Source organism: Synechococcus sp. WH 8109, from assembly GCF_000161795.2.
Lineage (GTDB): Bacteria > Cyanobacteriota > Cyanobacteriia > PCC-6307 > Cyanobiaceae > Parasynechococcus.
On the sequence record NZ_CP006882.1, the window covers coordinates 1,430,938 to 1,445,759 of the forward strand.

Annotated in this window: 14 protein-coding genes; 4 read left to right on the forward strand and 10 right to left on the reverse strand. The window is 60.9% G+C overall.

Features of this window, described 5'->3' with window-relative positions:
- Nucleotides 1–6 precede the first annotated feature (6 nt).
- The 9 genes from Syncc8109_RS07825 to Syncc8109_RS07865 form a co-directional block, all read right to left on the reverse strand.
- Nucleotides 7–1,851 (reverse strand): NAD(P)H-quinone oxidoreductase subunit F, encoded by a 1,845-nt coding sequence (locus Syncc8109_RS07825; RefSeq protein ID WP_006850767.1) that lies wholly within the window; start codon nt 1,849–1,851, stop codon nt 7–9.
- A 110-nt stretch (nt 1,852–1,961) separates the two neighbouring features.
- Nucleotides 1,962–2,498, reverse strand: coding sequence for a BMC domain-containing protein (locus tag Syncc8109_RS13130; protein ID WP_006849763.1), 537 nt, complete (start codon nt 2,496–2,498; stop codon nt 1,962–1,964).
- 53 nt (nt 2,499–2,551) lie between these two features.
- Nucleotides 2,552–2,803 (reverse strand): carboxysome peptide B, encoded by a 252-nt coding sequence (locus Syncc8109_RS07835; protein WP_011363752.1) that lies wholly within the window; start codon nt 2,801–2,803, stop codon nt 2,552–2,554.
- A complete protein-coding gene (locus Syncc8109_RS07840) occupies nt 2,803–3,114 on the reverse strand; it encodes a carboxysome peptide A (protein WP_006850911.1) in 312 nt (103 codons plus the stop codon). The genes Syncc8109_RS07835 and Syncc8109_RS07840 overlap by 1 nt, the downstream gene beginning before the upstream one ends.
- 2 nt (nt 3,115–3,116) lie before the next feature.
- Nucleotides 3,117–4,862, reverse strand: a complete 1,746-nt coding sequence (locus tag Syncc8109_RS07845; protein WP_006850488.1) for a carboxysome shell carbonic anhydrase — start codon at nt 4,860–4,862, stop codon at nt 3,117–3,119.
- Nucleotides 4,863–4,869: 7 nt separating this feature from the next.
- A complete protein-coding gene (locus tag Syncc8109_RS07850) occupies nt 4,870–7,230 on the reverse strand; it encodes a CsoS2 family carboxysome shell protein (protein ID WP_006850740.1) in 2,361 nt (786 codons plus the stop codon).
- A 101-nt stretch (nt 7,231–7,331) separates the two neighbouring features.
- Complete coding sequence (locus Syncc8109_RS07855; protein ID WP_006043651.1) at nt 7,332–7,673, reverse strand: ribulose bisphosphate carboxylase small subunit; 342 nt, start codon at nt 7,671–7,673, stop codon at nt 7,332–7,334.
- A gap of 59 nt (nt 7,674–7,732) precedes the next feature.
- A complete protein-coding gene (locus Syncc8109_RS07860; RefSeq protein ID WP_006851798.1) occupies nt 7,733–9,148 on the reverse strand; it encodes a form I ribulose bisphosphate carboxylase large subunit in 1,416 nt (471 codons plus the stop codon).
- Nucleotides 9,149–9,219: 71 nt separating this feature from the next.
- Nucleotides 9,220–9,531, reverse strand: a complete 312-nt coding sequence (locus Syncc8109_RS07865) for a BMC domain-containing protein (RefSeq protein ID WP_006169870.1) — start codon at nt 9,529–9,531, stop codon at nt 9,220–9,222.
- Between the two features lie 331 nt (nt 9,532–9,862).
- On the opposite strand from Syncc8109_RS07865, the gene Syncc8109_RS07870 reads away from it, so the two are divergent.
- On the forward strand, nt 9,863–10,471 hold the full coding sequence (locus tag Syncc8109_RS07870) for a non-canonical purine NTP pyrophosphatase (RefSeq protein WP_006849795.1): 609 nt from the start codon (nt 9,863–9,865) through the stop codon (nt 10,469–10,471).
- A 9-nt stretch (nt 10,472–10,480) separates the two neighbouring features.
- Here the strand turns inward: Syncc8109_RS07870 and Syncc8109_RS07875 are convergent, their stop codons facing one another.
- The gene (locus tag Syncc8109_RS07875; protein ID WP_025362430.1) at nt 10,481–11,266 is read right to left on the reverse strand and encodes a microcompartment protein; all 786 of its coding nucleotides are present in this window, start codon (nt 11,264–11,266) and stop codon (nt 10,481–10,483) included.
- Nucleotides 11,267–11,384: 118 nt separating this feature from the next.
- Here Syncc8109_RS07875 and Syncc8109_RS07880 point away from each other — a divergent pair, with 118 nt between their 5' ends.
- From Syncc8109_RS07880 to Syncc8109_RS07890, 3 genes are all read left to right on the forward strand, one after another.
- A complete protein-coding gene (locus Syncc8109_RS07880) occupies nt 11,385–11,762 on the forward strand; it encodes a hypothetical protein (RefSeq protein ID WP_045172777.1) in 378 nt (125 codons plus the stop codon).
- Between the two features lie 113 nt (nt 11,763–11,875).
- On the forward strand, nt 11,876–13,153 hold the full coding sequence (locus tag Syncc8109_RS07885; RefSeq protein ID WP_006852054.1) for a ferredoxin:protochlorophyllide reductase (ATP-dependent) subunit N: 1,278 nt from the start codon (nt 11,876–11,878) through the stop codon (nt 13,151–13,153).
- Between the two features lie 4 nt (nt 13,154–13,157).
- Nucleotides 13,158–14,732, forward strand: coding sequence for a ferredoxin:protochlorophyllide reductase (ATP-dependent) subunit B (locus Syncc8109_RS07890; RefSeq protein WP_006851504.1), 1,575 nt, complete (start codon nt 13,158–13,160; stop codon nt 14,730–14,732).
- Nucleotides 14,733–14,822: the final 90 nt, after the last annotated feature.

Below are 14,822 nucleotides of genomic sequence, written 5' to 3' on the forward strand. Positions count from 1 at the left end.
GGGCGATCAGGTGAGGAACCAGCTCACCGCGGTGAGGAAAAGAACGATGGCCAGGAGCACCGTCAGCACGTACGACTGGCTCTGGCCGCTGACGCTGAGCTTGAGACTGTCGGCACTGGCCAGGGAGAAGCGAGCCACCCCGTTGAGAAGACCATCCACCACATTTCGGTCGAACCAGGACGCCAGGCGAGAGAAGCCAGCCACCACGTTGACGATGGTGAGGCGATAAAAGCCCTCGGTGTAGAAGTCGTAAGCCAGCAGGTCCTGCCACCAGCGCAGCACAGGATTCAGCGAGCGGGACCAGGCCTTGCTCAGAGGGAGAACGGCGCCAGCCAGCAGACCCAGCAGTCCGCTTCCCACCACCAGCGCTGCTGCCCAGAGCGGGAAGGCCAACAAACCATCGAGCGACTCAAGCCGCACCAGCAACAGCGGGGTGATCAGCACAATCACGGTGAGCGCCACCATCGGGAACGCCATCTGCCAGTTCACCTCGGCAGCCCGGCGGGACTTGATCAGGGAATTCCCCATGAACACATGGCGGAACACCCGCACCAGACCCATGGCGGTGAGTGCGTTGGTGAGAAGGAACACCGCCATGAACGGCACCGAGCGAACGCTCAGCAGTTCAATCGACTGGGCCAGGGCTAGGAAGCCACCCAGGGGCAGGAATCCCACCAGACCAGCACCACCCACAAGAAACGCAGTTGTGGTGGCCGGCATGCGGCTGCCCAGTCCCCCCAGCTCGGTGATGTCCTGACAGTTGGTGGAGGCAATCACACCGCCAATGCTCATCGACAGCAGCGCTTTGGACACGGCATGGGTGAACAGCAGCAACAAGGCAAGAACAGGGATCTGCAGCGCGATGGCGATGAAGACAAGCCCCATGTGGGCCGTTGTGGAATACGACAGCGTGCGCTTGATATCCACCTGAGCCAGAGCCACCAAAGAGCCACCGATCGCACTGATGCTGCCGATCACGAGCATCACACCGATGGCGATGGGCGAGAGCTGAAGGATGGGCATCACCTTCAGCAGCACGATGGCGCCGCAGGTCACCACCACCGAGTTCCGCAAAATCGAAGCAGGGTTCGGGCCCTCCATGGCTTCGTCCAGCCAGAGGTGCATTGGGAACTGGGCGCATTTGCCCGTTGGGCCAGCGACCAGGCCTAAACCCAACAGCGTTGCCGCCAACGGAGAGAGGGTGTCTTGAGCGGCCCAGGCATAAAGATCGTTGAACCCCATCACTCCGGAGTAGCTGCAGAGCGCCACCACACCCATCAGCAGGAGCACATCACCAACGCGCTTGGTGAGGAAGGCGTCCCGGGCTGCTGTGACGACCAGGGGTTGGGCATACCAGAAACCCACGAGCAGATAGGTAGAGAGCGTCAACATCTCCAGCAGGAAATAGCTCTGGAAGAGGGAGTCGCTGAGCACGACACCACTCATCGCCCCCTCAAAAAATCCAAGCAGGGCAAAGAAGCGGGCCAACGCCCATTCCTTGTCCATGTAGCCCAGGGAATACACCTGGGACAGCAAGCTGAGGCCCGTGATCAGTTCCAGGGCTACCAAATTTGTGAGCGAAAGACTGAAGCTGATATCCAGCTCCAGATCGGCCACAGTGAGCCACGGAAAGGCCAGATCCACTGGCCCTGATTGGTACACCTCCTGCAGGATCAGGCTTCCGTGAACGAAGGCCACCAGGGTCAGAAATATATTTAGATACGCCGCCGGTCGATGCGCATCACGCCTGAACCAGCCACAGGCCCACGGCAAAGAGACCAACATCCCGATGAACCCGTAGAGCGGGATCAACCAGGCGGTCTGCTGAGGTAGCGAAAGCTCCGGAGTCAAAACAGCGAGCGGAATGATGATCGAGCTTGTCGCTAGATGGCCGGCGAATCTAAGAGCCGGTCATCAGCAAAAGTGCTCTTTGTGAACGGCAATGAGGTGCTTTTGGTCCTTCAGCTGCGGCGGACTGCGCCGCTGCCGGCCAACACTGGTTCAACTTCGTTGTGGGGGCGAGCAATGATGTGCGCGGCAACGAGACCATCACCCACACGCTCGCAGGCATCAGCTCCGGCACGAACAGCGGCATTCACGGCACCGGTTTCACCACGCACCATCACGGTGACGTAGCCACCACCAACATATTCACGGCAGATCAGGGTGACTTCCGCAGCCTTGGTCATCGCATCGGCTGCCTCGATGGCGGGAACCATGCCGCGGGTTTCGATCATCCCCAGGGCCACACCGGGAACGATGGGGGAAGGGGTTGCAGCGGGTTTGGCCACAGCTGATCCGCCGCCGGTTCCGGTGTTGGAGACGCTGCTGCGACGCGTTGTTGTGGACGCGCGACGGGTGGTTGAAGCAGGAGCTGCCTTGGCGGGAGTAGAAGCGGGAGCAGGGGTGCTGGCCACAGGCTTCACATCCACGGTCTTGTTTGCTGCAGGGGTGCTGCGGGTGGTGCGACGACGGGGGGTGGGGGAAGGAGTGGCCATGGATTGGAAGGTGTGGAAGCGGAACGGAAACGGCAGAGGGAAATGAAGGATCCCTATCCGTCCGGATTCCAGAAATCGATGATTCCACCGATGGTGAGATCGGTGAGAACGGTGTTGTCAGGGCAGGCATGCCGGGCAGCTGAACCGCTGGCGGTGAACACCCAGTTGCCCTCACGGGCACCCACGGGGTCAACGGCAACCAACTTCTTGCCCTTGTTGTTCTTGAGAATGCGCAGGTGCATGTGATCCAAACCGGCAACCCGGTAGGAGCAGACCAGCGTTCCCATCACCTGCATGATTTCCATCAGCTGGCTTTGCCTCCTGCGGGTTTGCTGGGGCTGGGGGATGGAGAGGGAGCGGAGGTCTTCGGAGGGTCGGGTTCCCAGTGGTCAATGATCCCCACAATGGTGAGGTCACTGGGATAGGACTTGCTGCCGGCGGCTTCACGGGCGGCCGAGCTGCTGACGCAGATCACCCAGTCACCAGGTTTCGCACCCACCGCATCGACAGCCACCTTCTTGGTGCTGCCATCGAGCACCACCTGTAGGTGCTTGTGCTCGAAATCGGGGATCCGGTTGGTGGAAACGAGCGGCTTGACGACCTTGACGATGAGCATGATCAGTGAGCCTCCGGAAGTTGCGGGTCGAGGGTGGAACCGACGACCTCGGCCGGAGCCGTCTGGTTGCGGTCGCGAATGGTGAGACAAGTGTGGAGCAGACCCTCATGAACGAGGGCTGCGTAGCGATCGGCGATGGCCTGGTTGACCCGTTGGCAATCAGCAATGGCCCGTTCCCGAGCACCGGGCACCCGGCCGGAATAGTCGAAACGCACCACAACCGGAATCGGCAGATCCCTGGACACATTCAGACCCTTGAAAATTTTTACGCCCACATCGAGATCAGGGGCGCCCTCCTCGACGGTGTCGAGGTGAGCGAAATACGTGAGGTTGCGCAGATGCACCTCTTTGAAGCCGATGCCAACGCCAATGAAACGCTCTGCGTGTCCGGCATCGGGGTAAGTGCCACCGTGCAGATCCTGCACGTAATCGATCTGGGAGAAATTATTGGCGAGCAACCGGGTCAGGAACGAAACCATGCCGGCATCCATGGGGCCAGGAGCCGCGCTCTCAACAGCTTCGGCAACCTGTGCCATCGCTTGATCGGCACTCATCGATGCTGTTGCGGCATGCAGTTCCCTGGCACAGAGCCAACGGTCGAGCACCATTTCGCTGTCACGACTTGGGGGGTGCACCCGGATCGCGTCGGTGTCGGTGTCGAGGCCGATCAGCAGAAGATCAACGGAGGCACCGCAGCAGAAGCTGTTTTCCACCGACTCACGAAAATCGAGCAGGCGCTGATGACCTGCCGCTGCCGCCAGTTCGTCATTGCTGCCATGGGCAGCGCAGCCCTGGTGGGAAGGATCGAGGGAACTGAAGTGGTAAGTCACCACTTTCAGATAACGGGTCGGTTCCGTGGAGGGATTGGGTGAACCTTCGCGGTAGCGACGATGCTCGGTTTTGACCCAGCGGTTCACCGTGTTCTCCACGTCGAACATGGCACCAGCGTGGGAACGGCGACGCACAGCGCTGAAGGGAATGCGCAGGGCGTAGGCCACGGTGTGGGCCAAGCGACCATCGGCGCAGGGCGTCAGGTCGAGCAGATGGATCCCGCAGTCGAGCAAAAACTGTTCGAACTGTCTGGAGGCAGCACTGCCCGTGCCGGCATCCAGTGGGTCGTCCTGAAAAAAGCGATCACTAAACAGCCGGTGGCTTTCAAAGACACACCAGGCGAACAGGGCGCGCATGTCGAGGGGGCGAACCCAGGCCAGCTGCAGGGTGTGATCCGGCAGATCAAAGCCGAGTTCGGCCCGGCACAACCGCTGGGCTTGGGGAATGAAATCTGTTTCGTGCTGAAGCGCTGAGACCTGCTGGAGCAGGGGAACGATCCGATCAAAACGTCCCTTGATCTCCAACTCGTAAGCCTGAAGACGGGCGTTCGCCGCTGCATCCGTCAAGGGATGGCGCCGATGGGTGATCGGCAGAGAGCTGCGGCTCAAATTGAAAGGAACCGCCCGGGTGGCTGCCTTCTCACGTCGTACCCAGCCCGGCTGTGAAGGAGCGGGACGCTTGACGTCGTTGCTGGAGCGAATCCGACCACCGCCCACTGAGCCGCCACCCAGTTGAGCGGCCTTACCCGATGTGGTGAGGGCACGCCGCCTTTCCAGAGCGGCTTGGCGGGTGGAAGACTCCACCTCAGATGCTGTCTGAGCTAAATCAGATGTTGTGGCCAGCTGCTGAAGCTGGCGTCGAGTGGGTGCCGAGGGGGCCTGAGGTCGCCCGCCACGGAGAGGCTTGGAGCGAACCATCAGTGAATCAGCCCCGTGCGCCGCCGGAGACGGTTATCAAGGAACCTTTCTCGGTGTTACCGCTGGAGCCGGTCACGCGGCTCACAGGCCATTCAGTTTCCTCGTTGCGCTTGCGCTCGAAGGAAGACATGGCACTCATCGGGCCAGGACGGCTGGGGTTACGACGGCGGGCCGAAGCACCCTCGGTTCCGGTGACATGCTCCCCACGATCCCAGTCATCGCCAGTGATCTTGGTGGAGGAACCCTCGCCGGTCACCCGAGATGCTGGCTTTTCAGAGGGCTCGCTGACCACAGCCACGGTGGGCTGAAACTGGCGCTGCTGCTGACGGTTCTGGAACTCGCGGTTATCGAAGCGGAACTGCTCGGTACCGGTCACCTTGCCGCCAGCCATATCAAAAGGGCCGGTGATGCGATTCCCATCCTCGTAAGACGTACCGGTCACTCCGGAATTGGCCTCACGTTGCTGCTGAGCAGCGCGGGCTGGTGACACCACGCTGAAGCGGGTCCAGGCAGCACCCTCAGGGGCTTGACCGTGGGTATCGGTGCCGGCAGGGGCATCAGCACCGCAGGCAGCGGCAAGCTGGTCAGCACCCACATAAGGAGTGCCGGTGACTGCTTCACAAGCACCGCGCTTGTCGCCGGTCATCACACCACCCACACCGGGTTGGAGGCCCGTCATGGCAGCGGAAGGGGTGCCGACACGAACAGGAGTGCGCTCACGAATGGCTTTGACGGCGGGATTGCCGCAGTGTTGGCCGGCCTGCTCGAGGCCTGCATAAGGAGTTCCTGTTACGGCCTGGCAGCTGCCGGGCTCGTCACCCGTGACGTGCTCCGAGCGGCCGGTGCGGGTTCCGCTCACCACCTGGTTTCGGTTGGTGACACTGAAACCAACCTTGGCAGCTTCAGGCTCAGGTTTGCCGCCGCAAAAGGAATTCACCTGCTCAGCACTGATGTATTGATCACCAGTCACACGGTGGCAGGAGCCGAATTCATTACCGGTGACCTGGGAGGAGCGACCCACCAAAGTTCCAGTGACGCCCGTACCCGAAAGGGTGCCTGACAAACCAACCTTGGCTGCCGGACGGCCTTCAGGAAGGGGGTCAGAACCGAGGTATTGATCTCCAGTGAGGCTGCGATTCGCGCCGGCCTCATCACCAGTGACGCTGGCGGAGCGACCAACCATGACACCACTCACGGGACGACCCTGTTCGGTGAGGCTGTGACCCACCTTGCGAGGGGAAGTCGTGCCACCACCGCAGTAGGCAGCAGACTGGTTGGCTGAGATGTATTCGGTGCCGGTCACGCTCTTACAGGTGCCAGGCTCATCGCCGGTGACCTTTTCGGAACGGCCGACTTCGTTACCAGTAACGCGGTTGCCGTGGCTGGTGGCAGTGACGCGCACCTTGGCAGGAGTTGTGGGAGCTGGAGCCGTCTGACAGAAGGTCTGGAAGACTTCAGCACCCAAGTACTCCGTGCCTGTGATGGAACGGCAGGTGCTCGCTTCATTGCCGGTAGTTTTGACCGAGCGGTTGGCCTGGGTTCCAGTCACGGTCTGGCCAGCCGTGGTGGTGCTTTCACCAACTTTCCAATGGGCATCAGCAGCTGCGGCTTGCTTGGCGCCGTGGCGGTTGGGACCGGTGGGGCGGGTCACACCAGCGCTTTGCTTGTTGCGGGCGCCTGCCTTGGTGCGCAGATCGCGCACTTGCTGGGCCAGCTCACGGCTGGTGAGATCGGGATTGGCCTGACGAGCAACTGCAGCGGCACTGGTGGACTGCTTGCCTGCGGTTTTGCCATGCTTGGCCATGGCATCGCGGCGGGCCAAAACCAGGGCGCGGCTGGGATTCTCGATAGCGCGGCGCTTAGGGGCCGCTGCACGACGTTCTGTGCGAACGGAAAGCTTGGGGGCAGAGGCACTCAATGAGGTCAGTGCGGTCTTCTCGGCAGCACGCTTGCCACCGCAGCCACAGCTCTTGGTGGTTTCAGCAGGTGCCGCAGCCTTGGTCTGACGGGCAACATCAGCGCGGTTGCGATCGCGGCTGGTGTCTGCAGTTTTGCCGCGACGGGACAAGGCTTCGCGACGAGCAAGCACCAGATCGCGGCTTGCATCGCGATGCGGCTTGACCTGTGAACTGCGCCTGGAAGGAACAGCAGTGAATGAAGTTGTTCGCTGCGTAGCTACAGCAGCGGGAACAACAGGTGCGGAAGCAGGTTCTGCAACTGCAGCCGCATTCGTGCGGGTGGGACGGGCGTCATCAACGGTGCGAACACGGTTGGCGCCAGTACCAGCTGCAGCTGAGGACTTCTTACCGGAAGTGGTCAGCGCCTTACGGCGTTCTAGTGCGAGTTCGCGACTGGAGAGTCTTGCCATGTCCGCCCGAGGGAGTCGTCGTGAGGTGGAAGGGCACTTGCCCCTCCGGAAAAAGCTGGAGCCCTGATCAGGTCAGGGCTCAGAACCATGGGTCCGAAGGATCAGCGTCCTTCGAAGACCACGAAGCATGCACCCTGGCTCTGGGTGTAAGCGTCGTAACCGACGATGCGCACGTGGTGGTCGGGGTATGCGCGGTGGCAAGCCTCGAGCTCACTGACGACAACGTTCAGATCCTTCTCACCGAAGAAGGGGAGCTTCCAATAAGACCAATAGGTGGCCATGGAGTTGCTGGGATGGACGTGCTCAACGAGCGGGCTCCAACCCTGGGCAATGATGTACGCGATCTGGTCGTAGATCTCGTCCTGGGTCATCGGCGGGAGGAAGCCGAAGGTCTCCAGGGTGGCGACTGTTTGATAGTCACCCACGGTGCTCTGGAAAGGCATGGGGATCCTGGGTTTAAGAAAAAGGGTTGGCCGGTTGCATCAACCGGCCGAAGAAACGATCAGTTCTGAACGTCGAGCTTGTCGACGGTGTCGAACTCGAACTTGATCTCCTTCCAGGTCTCGAGAGCGATGGCCAGCTCAGGGCTGTGCTTACCGGCTTCCATGAGGATGTCCCGGCTTTCTTTCTCGATCTCGCGACCGGCATTGCGTGCCTTGACGCAGGCCTCGAGGGCCACACGGTTGGCAGCAGCACCTGCAGCGGAGCCCCAGGGGTGACCGTGGGTACCACCACCGAACTGCAGCACGGAGTCGTCACCGAAAATGGCGACCAGTGCAGGCATGTGCCACACGTGGATACCGCCGGAAGCAACGGCGAACACGCCAGGCATGGAACCCCAGTCCTGATCGAAGAAGTTGCCGCGGCTGCGGTCTTCGGGCACGAAGGATTCGCGCAGCTGGTCGATGTAGCCGAGGGTGGTCTGACGATCACCTTCCAGCTTGCCGACCACGGTGCCGGTGTGGAGCTGGTCACCACCGGACAGACGCAGACACTTGGCGAGAACGCGGAAGTGGATGCCGTGCTTGGGATGACGGTCAATCACCGCGTGCATGGCGCGGTGAATGTGCAAGAGCATGCCGTTCTTGCGGCACCACTTCGAAAGACCGGTGTTGGCTGTGAAGCCACCGGTGATGAAGTCGTGCATGACGATCGGCATTCCGAGTTCCTTAGCGAACTCAGCGCGCTCATACATCTCTTCGGGAGTGTTCGCAGTCACGTTGAGGTAGTGACCCTTGCGCTCGCCGGTCTCCTGCTCGGACAGCTTGATGGCTTCCGCAACGAATTCGAAGCGGTTCTGCCAACGCTGGAAGGGCTGGGAGTTGATGTTTTCGTCGTCCTTGGTGAAGTCCAGACCGCCACGCAGGCACTCATAGACAACACGGCCGTAGTTCTTACCGCTCAGGCCGAGCTTCGGCTTGATGGTGCAACCCAGCAGGGGACGGCCGTACTTGTTCATCCGGTCGCGCTCGACCTGGATGCCGTTCGGCGGGCCGTAGCAGCTCTTGATGAACGCCATCGGGAAGCGGATGTCTTCCAGACGGAGGTGGCGGAGAGCCTTGAAACCGAACACGTTGCCGACCAGGGAGGTCAGAACGTTGGTGATGGAACCCTCTTCGAACAGGTCGAGGGGGTAGGCGATGAAGGCATAGAAAGAATCCTTGTCACCAGGGACGTCTTCGATGCGGTAGCAACGGCCCTTGTAGAAGTCGAGATCGGTGAGGAGCTCAGACCACACAGTGGACCAGGTGCCGGTGGAGGATTCAGCAGCCACAGCAGCGGCAACTTCTTCCTTGGGCACACCTTCTTGGCCGGTGCACTTGAAGCAGGCCAGCAGGTCGGTGTCGAGGGGGACGTAATCAGGAGTCCAGTAGGTATCCCTGTACTCCTTGACCCCAGCGTCGTACTTCTTGCTCATGGGAAATCTCCGTTAGGTCGGTGAAGAGGGTGAGACGTTCGCGTGCCTCATAAGAGGCTCAGCGGAAGATCTCAGTCCTTCTGACCAAGGAAGTTGCCGTTGCCCAATGCAGGCTCCACTTCGCGGTGGGGGCGGGCAATGATGTGAGCAGCAACCAGGCCGTCACCAACGCGCTCGCAAGCATCAGCGCCAGCGCGCACAGCAGCGTTCACAGCACCGGTTTCGCCGCGCACCAGAACGGTGACGTAACCGCCACCGACAAACTCGCGACCAATAAGGCGCACTTCGGCAGCCTTGGTCATGGCATCAGCTGCCTCGATGGCGGGGACCAGACCGCGGGTCTCGATCATGCCGAGGGCGATGCCCATGGTTTCGTTAGCCATTGCCTACCGGGAAATGAGGTGGAATGTTCGCTCGGGACATTGCTTTGCCAGAACCCTTCCCGTCAAGCGATTTGGGCAACTTTCTCGATCACTGTCCATAGTGAACCAAATAAGCCAGGCTTATCACCCAGTGCCTCACTGTTCCGGTCTGCTGTGGTGGTTCCTGTGATCACATCCGCACAAGTCGTTGTCGAGTTCGATGAAGCTCCATAGGTTCACAGTGCGACACGCTTCCCCAAGCCTTGCTGAGGGGTGGAATGTTCAACCCAAATGCGAGTCGCAGGGTCGAATTCAGAGATTTTTAAGTCCTACCCCCCAATCAGCCCGCACAATGGAGGCCCTCATTTGTTGGCCTTCCTTGGCGCTTCAGCTCACCATTGCCACGGGCAACCCCACAAAGGTTGCTGAAATCGAGGCCATGCTGGGTCCACTCCCAATCAACGTTCAGCGTCAACCAGACGATCTAGACGTTGAGGAAACGGGCAGTACCTACCGTGAAAACGCCGAGCTGAAGGCCTCTGCGGCAGCACTGCGAACCAACGGTTGGGCGCTAGCAGACGATTCAGGACTTGAAGTCGACTCACTTCAATGCGCACCTGGACTGTTCTCCGCCAGGTATGCCGAAGGCAACGACGCAAAAATTCAGAGAATTCTTTCGGAGTTGGGCGCGTCCCTCTACCGCAGCGCCTGCTTCCGCAGCACGATGGTGCTGTGCGACCCCACAGGGAACTGCCGAGCGGCGGCAGAGGGCATTTGCTGGGGTGAGCTCCTCAACGCACCGGCCTACCCAGATGGCGGCTTTGAATCCTTGCTCTGGGTGCGTGAAGCCCGTTGCACGTACGGCGAACTAAACCCGGCACAACTCAGCCGACTGGGCAGTCGCGGCAAAGCAGCACGGGCTCTGGCACCTCAATTGCGCCAACTTCTTGGCCTGAACTGAGCTCAGCGATCAAAGCGATCGTGCATTTCGATTGACATGGTCGATGGCGCGCATCGCAGCTGCCGCCGCTTCCTCAACATCACCTTCCCGCCCCACCAGAGTGAGGCGTCCAAAAGCACCCACCGCTTTCACGTCCACCAAAGTGATGTTGGAGGCTTTTTCAGCCTCGTTGGCAGCAATCAAGACATATCCAGCCGGCTCAGTCTCCAGGATGAACATGCTCATTCCCGCCTCAATCATGGAACCGCGTCGGTTCTGGCGGTTGATCAACACGGCATGGTCCGGAGTGATCGCTCGAATGACTTCGGTCCAGCTCACGTCCGCTGGAGAACGCTGCTCAATGGTGCTGCCGATCGCTTCCAGCACCACATCCCCGGAATGGAGAACAGTGCTCTGGTCACGGTGATAAAGAGCCATCGAGCCAAAAGCCCGCTCCACCACCATCTGGCCGAGGCGAACATTGCTGGCTTTCAGCGCAATGTCGGTCACGCGATGAACCGCCATGCCCGGTGAAACCTCCATCCAGAGGCAGGCGTCTCCTGGAATGGGCAGGAATCCTTGACTCACTGTCCCCATGTAGGCCGCAAGTTGGGGCTGAAGGGAGTCGATGAAGACATGCGTGCGCAGTTCGATCGACTGCACATGGCTGTTTTGGCGAAGCAGCCTGGGTGACTCAGAATCAGTCGTGACAACACAACTTGCCCCGCCCTGCTGGGAGGTCACCTCAGTCCCGGTGACGAGAGCACTACCGCCGCGTCGCCGCTCCCGAGCATCGAAGCTGGCAAAACGGGTCATGGCGGGGAGTGTACCGGACGAATTCAGCTGAAACGGCCCAATAAAGAGTTGGAGCCTGCGGTCTTGCGCCTTGAAAAACAGCCGATACCGTCCGGAGAACCCCTCTAGAGACCTTGCAATGACTGAGCAGTCTTCTTTGAAGCCCGTTGATCTCAACGCTGATCAAGCCCTTGGGATGGTGAGCTTCGGCCTAATGCAACGCCTTGCGCAGGATGGACAGGTGGATCTGCCCTGGCTGGAGGGATCAGGAAATGCAGACAGTGAGCGTCTGCGTCAGCTGCGTCAACGGCTGGAACTGACGTCTTTGGCCATCGAAACCGGTGCTCCCCTCACCACCGCGGAGGTGAGCATGCTCCTGGGAGCCCGCCCTGGAACGGAACGGGTGGAACGCGGTGGCCTCGTCGCCCGCCGTGTTAGCCGCAACGTCTGGCGGTTGAGCAAAGCAGAGGAGAGCGATCGGTCAGAGCGTTACGACGGATTCCGTCGCCGCCTTTGAGCTCTAGCCAAGGTTGACCTGCACTAAGCGATCCCAAAGAGTTTGAGCGACCTTTCCACTCCCAAGCGAATTTATTTGCAGCGTGGAGAGGTTGATCATCAAGGGAGCGGCCGATGGCCGGGCCAACGCTGCTGAAAGAATCGGGGCCGCGCGAGGTGTTCTGCGGCCTCACATCGATTGTGTGGCTGCATCGGCGCATGCCCGATGCCTTTTTTCTTGTAGTGGGATCACGCACCTGCGCCCATCTGATTCAAAGCGCTGCAGGGGTGATGATTTTCGCCGAACCACGTTTCGGCACAGCCATTCTCAGCGAGCGAGATCTGGCTGGCCTCGCGGATGCCCACGACGAACTCGACCGGGTCTGCAAGGAGCTGCTGCAACGTCGCCCCGAAATCCGCACGCTGTTTTTGGTGGGGTCCTGCCCCAGCGAAGTGATCAAACTGGATTTGGCCCGGGCCGCCGAACGGCTCAACGAAGAGCTGTACGGCCAGGTGCGGGTGGTGAACTACTCCGGCAGCGGCATTGAAACCACGTTCACCCAGGGAGAAGATGGGGCGCTCGCGGCGCTCGTGCCTCTGCTCCCCGCCAGCGATGAGCGGCAGTTGCTGCTGGCGGGGACCCTCGCCGATGCCGTGGAAGACAGGCAGATGCACCTCTTCAAGCGGATGGGCATCGAGACGATACACAGCCTGCCGCCCCGGCAATCGACCGACCTGCCAGGGGTGGGAGCGGGAACCACAGTGCTGCTCACCCAACCCTTTCTCACTGAAACCGCTCGCCTGCTAAGCGACCGCGGCGCCACGGTGCTCACGGCCCCATTCCCTCTGGGGGCAGAGGGAAGTCGCCGCTGGATGGAGGCTGCTGCTGATGACTTCCATCTCCCCAATGAGAGGGTCGCTGCCGTGCTCGATCCGTTGATGAAGCGGGCCGAGAGCGCCCTGGCCCGCCATCGCGCCGTGCTGGAAGGCAAGCGGATCTTTCTGCTTCCCGAATCCCAGCTGGAACTGCCCCTGGCCCGGTTTCTGCAACGGGAATGCGGCATGGAGCTGGTGGAGGTGGGCACGCCTTATCTGAACCGTGAACAGATGGCTGCCGAGCTGGCCTTGCTCCCCGATGACGTCCCGGTGATGGAGGGACAACACGTGGAGCAACAGCTCGACCGGGTTCGCGCCAGCCAGCCCGACCTGGTGGTGTGCGGGATGGGCCTGGCCAATCCCTTGGAAGCCGAAGGCATCGCCACCAAATGGTCGATCGAATTGGTGTTCAGCCCGATTCACGGCATCGACCAAGCCGGTGACCTGGCGGAACTGTTTTCCCGGCCGTTGCATCGCCGGCAATTGATTCGCCCAGGTCTACATCCGAGTAACCCCGACACCCCCGTGCACGCCTGATCCCATGCAACTGACGCTCTGGACCTACGAAGGGCCACCCCATGTGGGGGCCATGCGCATCGCCGCCTCGATGCACGGCGTGCACTACGTGCTCCATGCCCCCCAAGGGGACACTTACGCCGACCTGCTATTCACGATGATTGAGCGGCGCGGGCAACGACCGCCGGTCACCTACACCACATTCCAGGCCAGGGATCTGGGGGGTGACACCGCAGAACTGGTGAAACGGCATGTACGCGAAGCCGTGGACCGCTTCCAACCCGATGCCCTTCTGGTGGGTGAAAGCTGCACCGCAGAGTTGATTCAGGATCAACCGGGCGCCCTGGCCCAGGGCATGGAGCTGACCATGCCGGTCGTGAATCTTGAGCTGCCGGCCTACAGCAAAAAGGAGAACTGGGGAGCTGCGGAGACCTTTTATCAATTAATCCGCAACCTGCTCAAGGCGCAGGCCCCCACAGACATCAACCATGACCCCAAGGCGTGGCAACAGGAGGGGCGTCGACCTCGGGTGAACCTGTTGGGTCCATCGCTGCTCGGTTTCCGCTGCCGCGACGACGTACTGGAAGTGCAGAAGCTGCTCACCTTGCACGGCATCGATGTGGGTGTGGTGGCGCCCCTGGGTGCAGGAGTGGAGGATCTGAAGCGGATCCCCGATGCCGATCTGAACGTTTGCCTCTATCCGGAGGTGGCCGAATCCACCTGCAGCTGGCTGGAGCGCAACTTCGGGATTCCCTTCAGCCGAACGGTGCCGATCGGGGTGGGCGCGACCCACGATTTCCTGGTGGAGGTGCACAGTCTGCTGGGGATGGAGGCACCCGCTCCAGATGAGGGATACAAGCGCTCACGCCTGCCATGGTATTCGGAATCCGTGGACTCCACTTATCTCACCGGCAAGCGGGTGTTCATCTTTGGCGACGGCAGCCATGCCCTCGCCGCAGCAAGAATCTGCAGTGAAGAACTGGGCTTCACTGTGGTGGGGCTGGGCACCTACAGCCGGGAGATGGCCAGGCCCGTACGGGCGGCCGCCAAGGCCCTGGGCCTGGAGGCATTGATCTGTGACGACTACCTAGAAGTGGAAGCCGCCATGGCCGAAGCGGCACCGGAACTGGTGCTGGGAACCCAAATGGAGCGCCACAGCGCCAAGCGTCTGGGGATTCCCTGCTCCGTGATCAGCACACCGATGCACGTGCAGGACGTGCCCGCCCGGATGAGCCCCCAGATGGGCTGGGAAGGGGCAAACGTGATCTTCGACGACTGGGTGCACCCGCTGATGATGGGGCTCGAGGAACACCTGATCGGCATGTTCCGCCACGACTTCGAATTCGTGGATGGCCACCAAAGCCACCTCGGCCATGCCGGTGGTGCCGGCGCCGCCGACAGTTCCGCCTTGAGTGATATCCCCGGGGAGGGCGACGGTGCCCTGCATTGGACAGCCGATGGGGAAGCCGAACTGAAGAAAATTCCCTTTTTCGTGCGGGGCAAAGTGCGACGCAACACCGAGGCGTATGCCCGCGATACTGGCTGCCGGGAGATCAGCAGCGAAACGCTGTATGACGCCAAAGCCCACTTCAAGGCATGAGCATTTGCACTCATTTCTTTTTATTTAACTGAAAGAAATTCTGCTTTTGCAACTCAGCCCAGATGCAGATCTTTCATTTCTTGGTGAAAA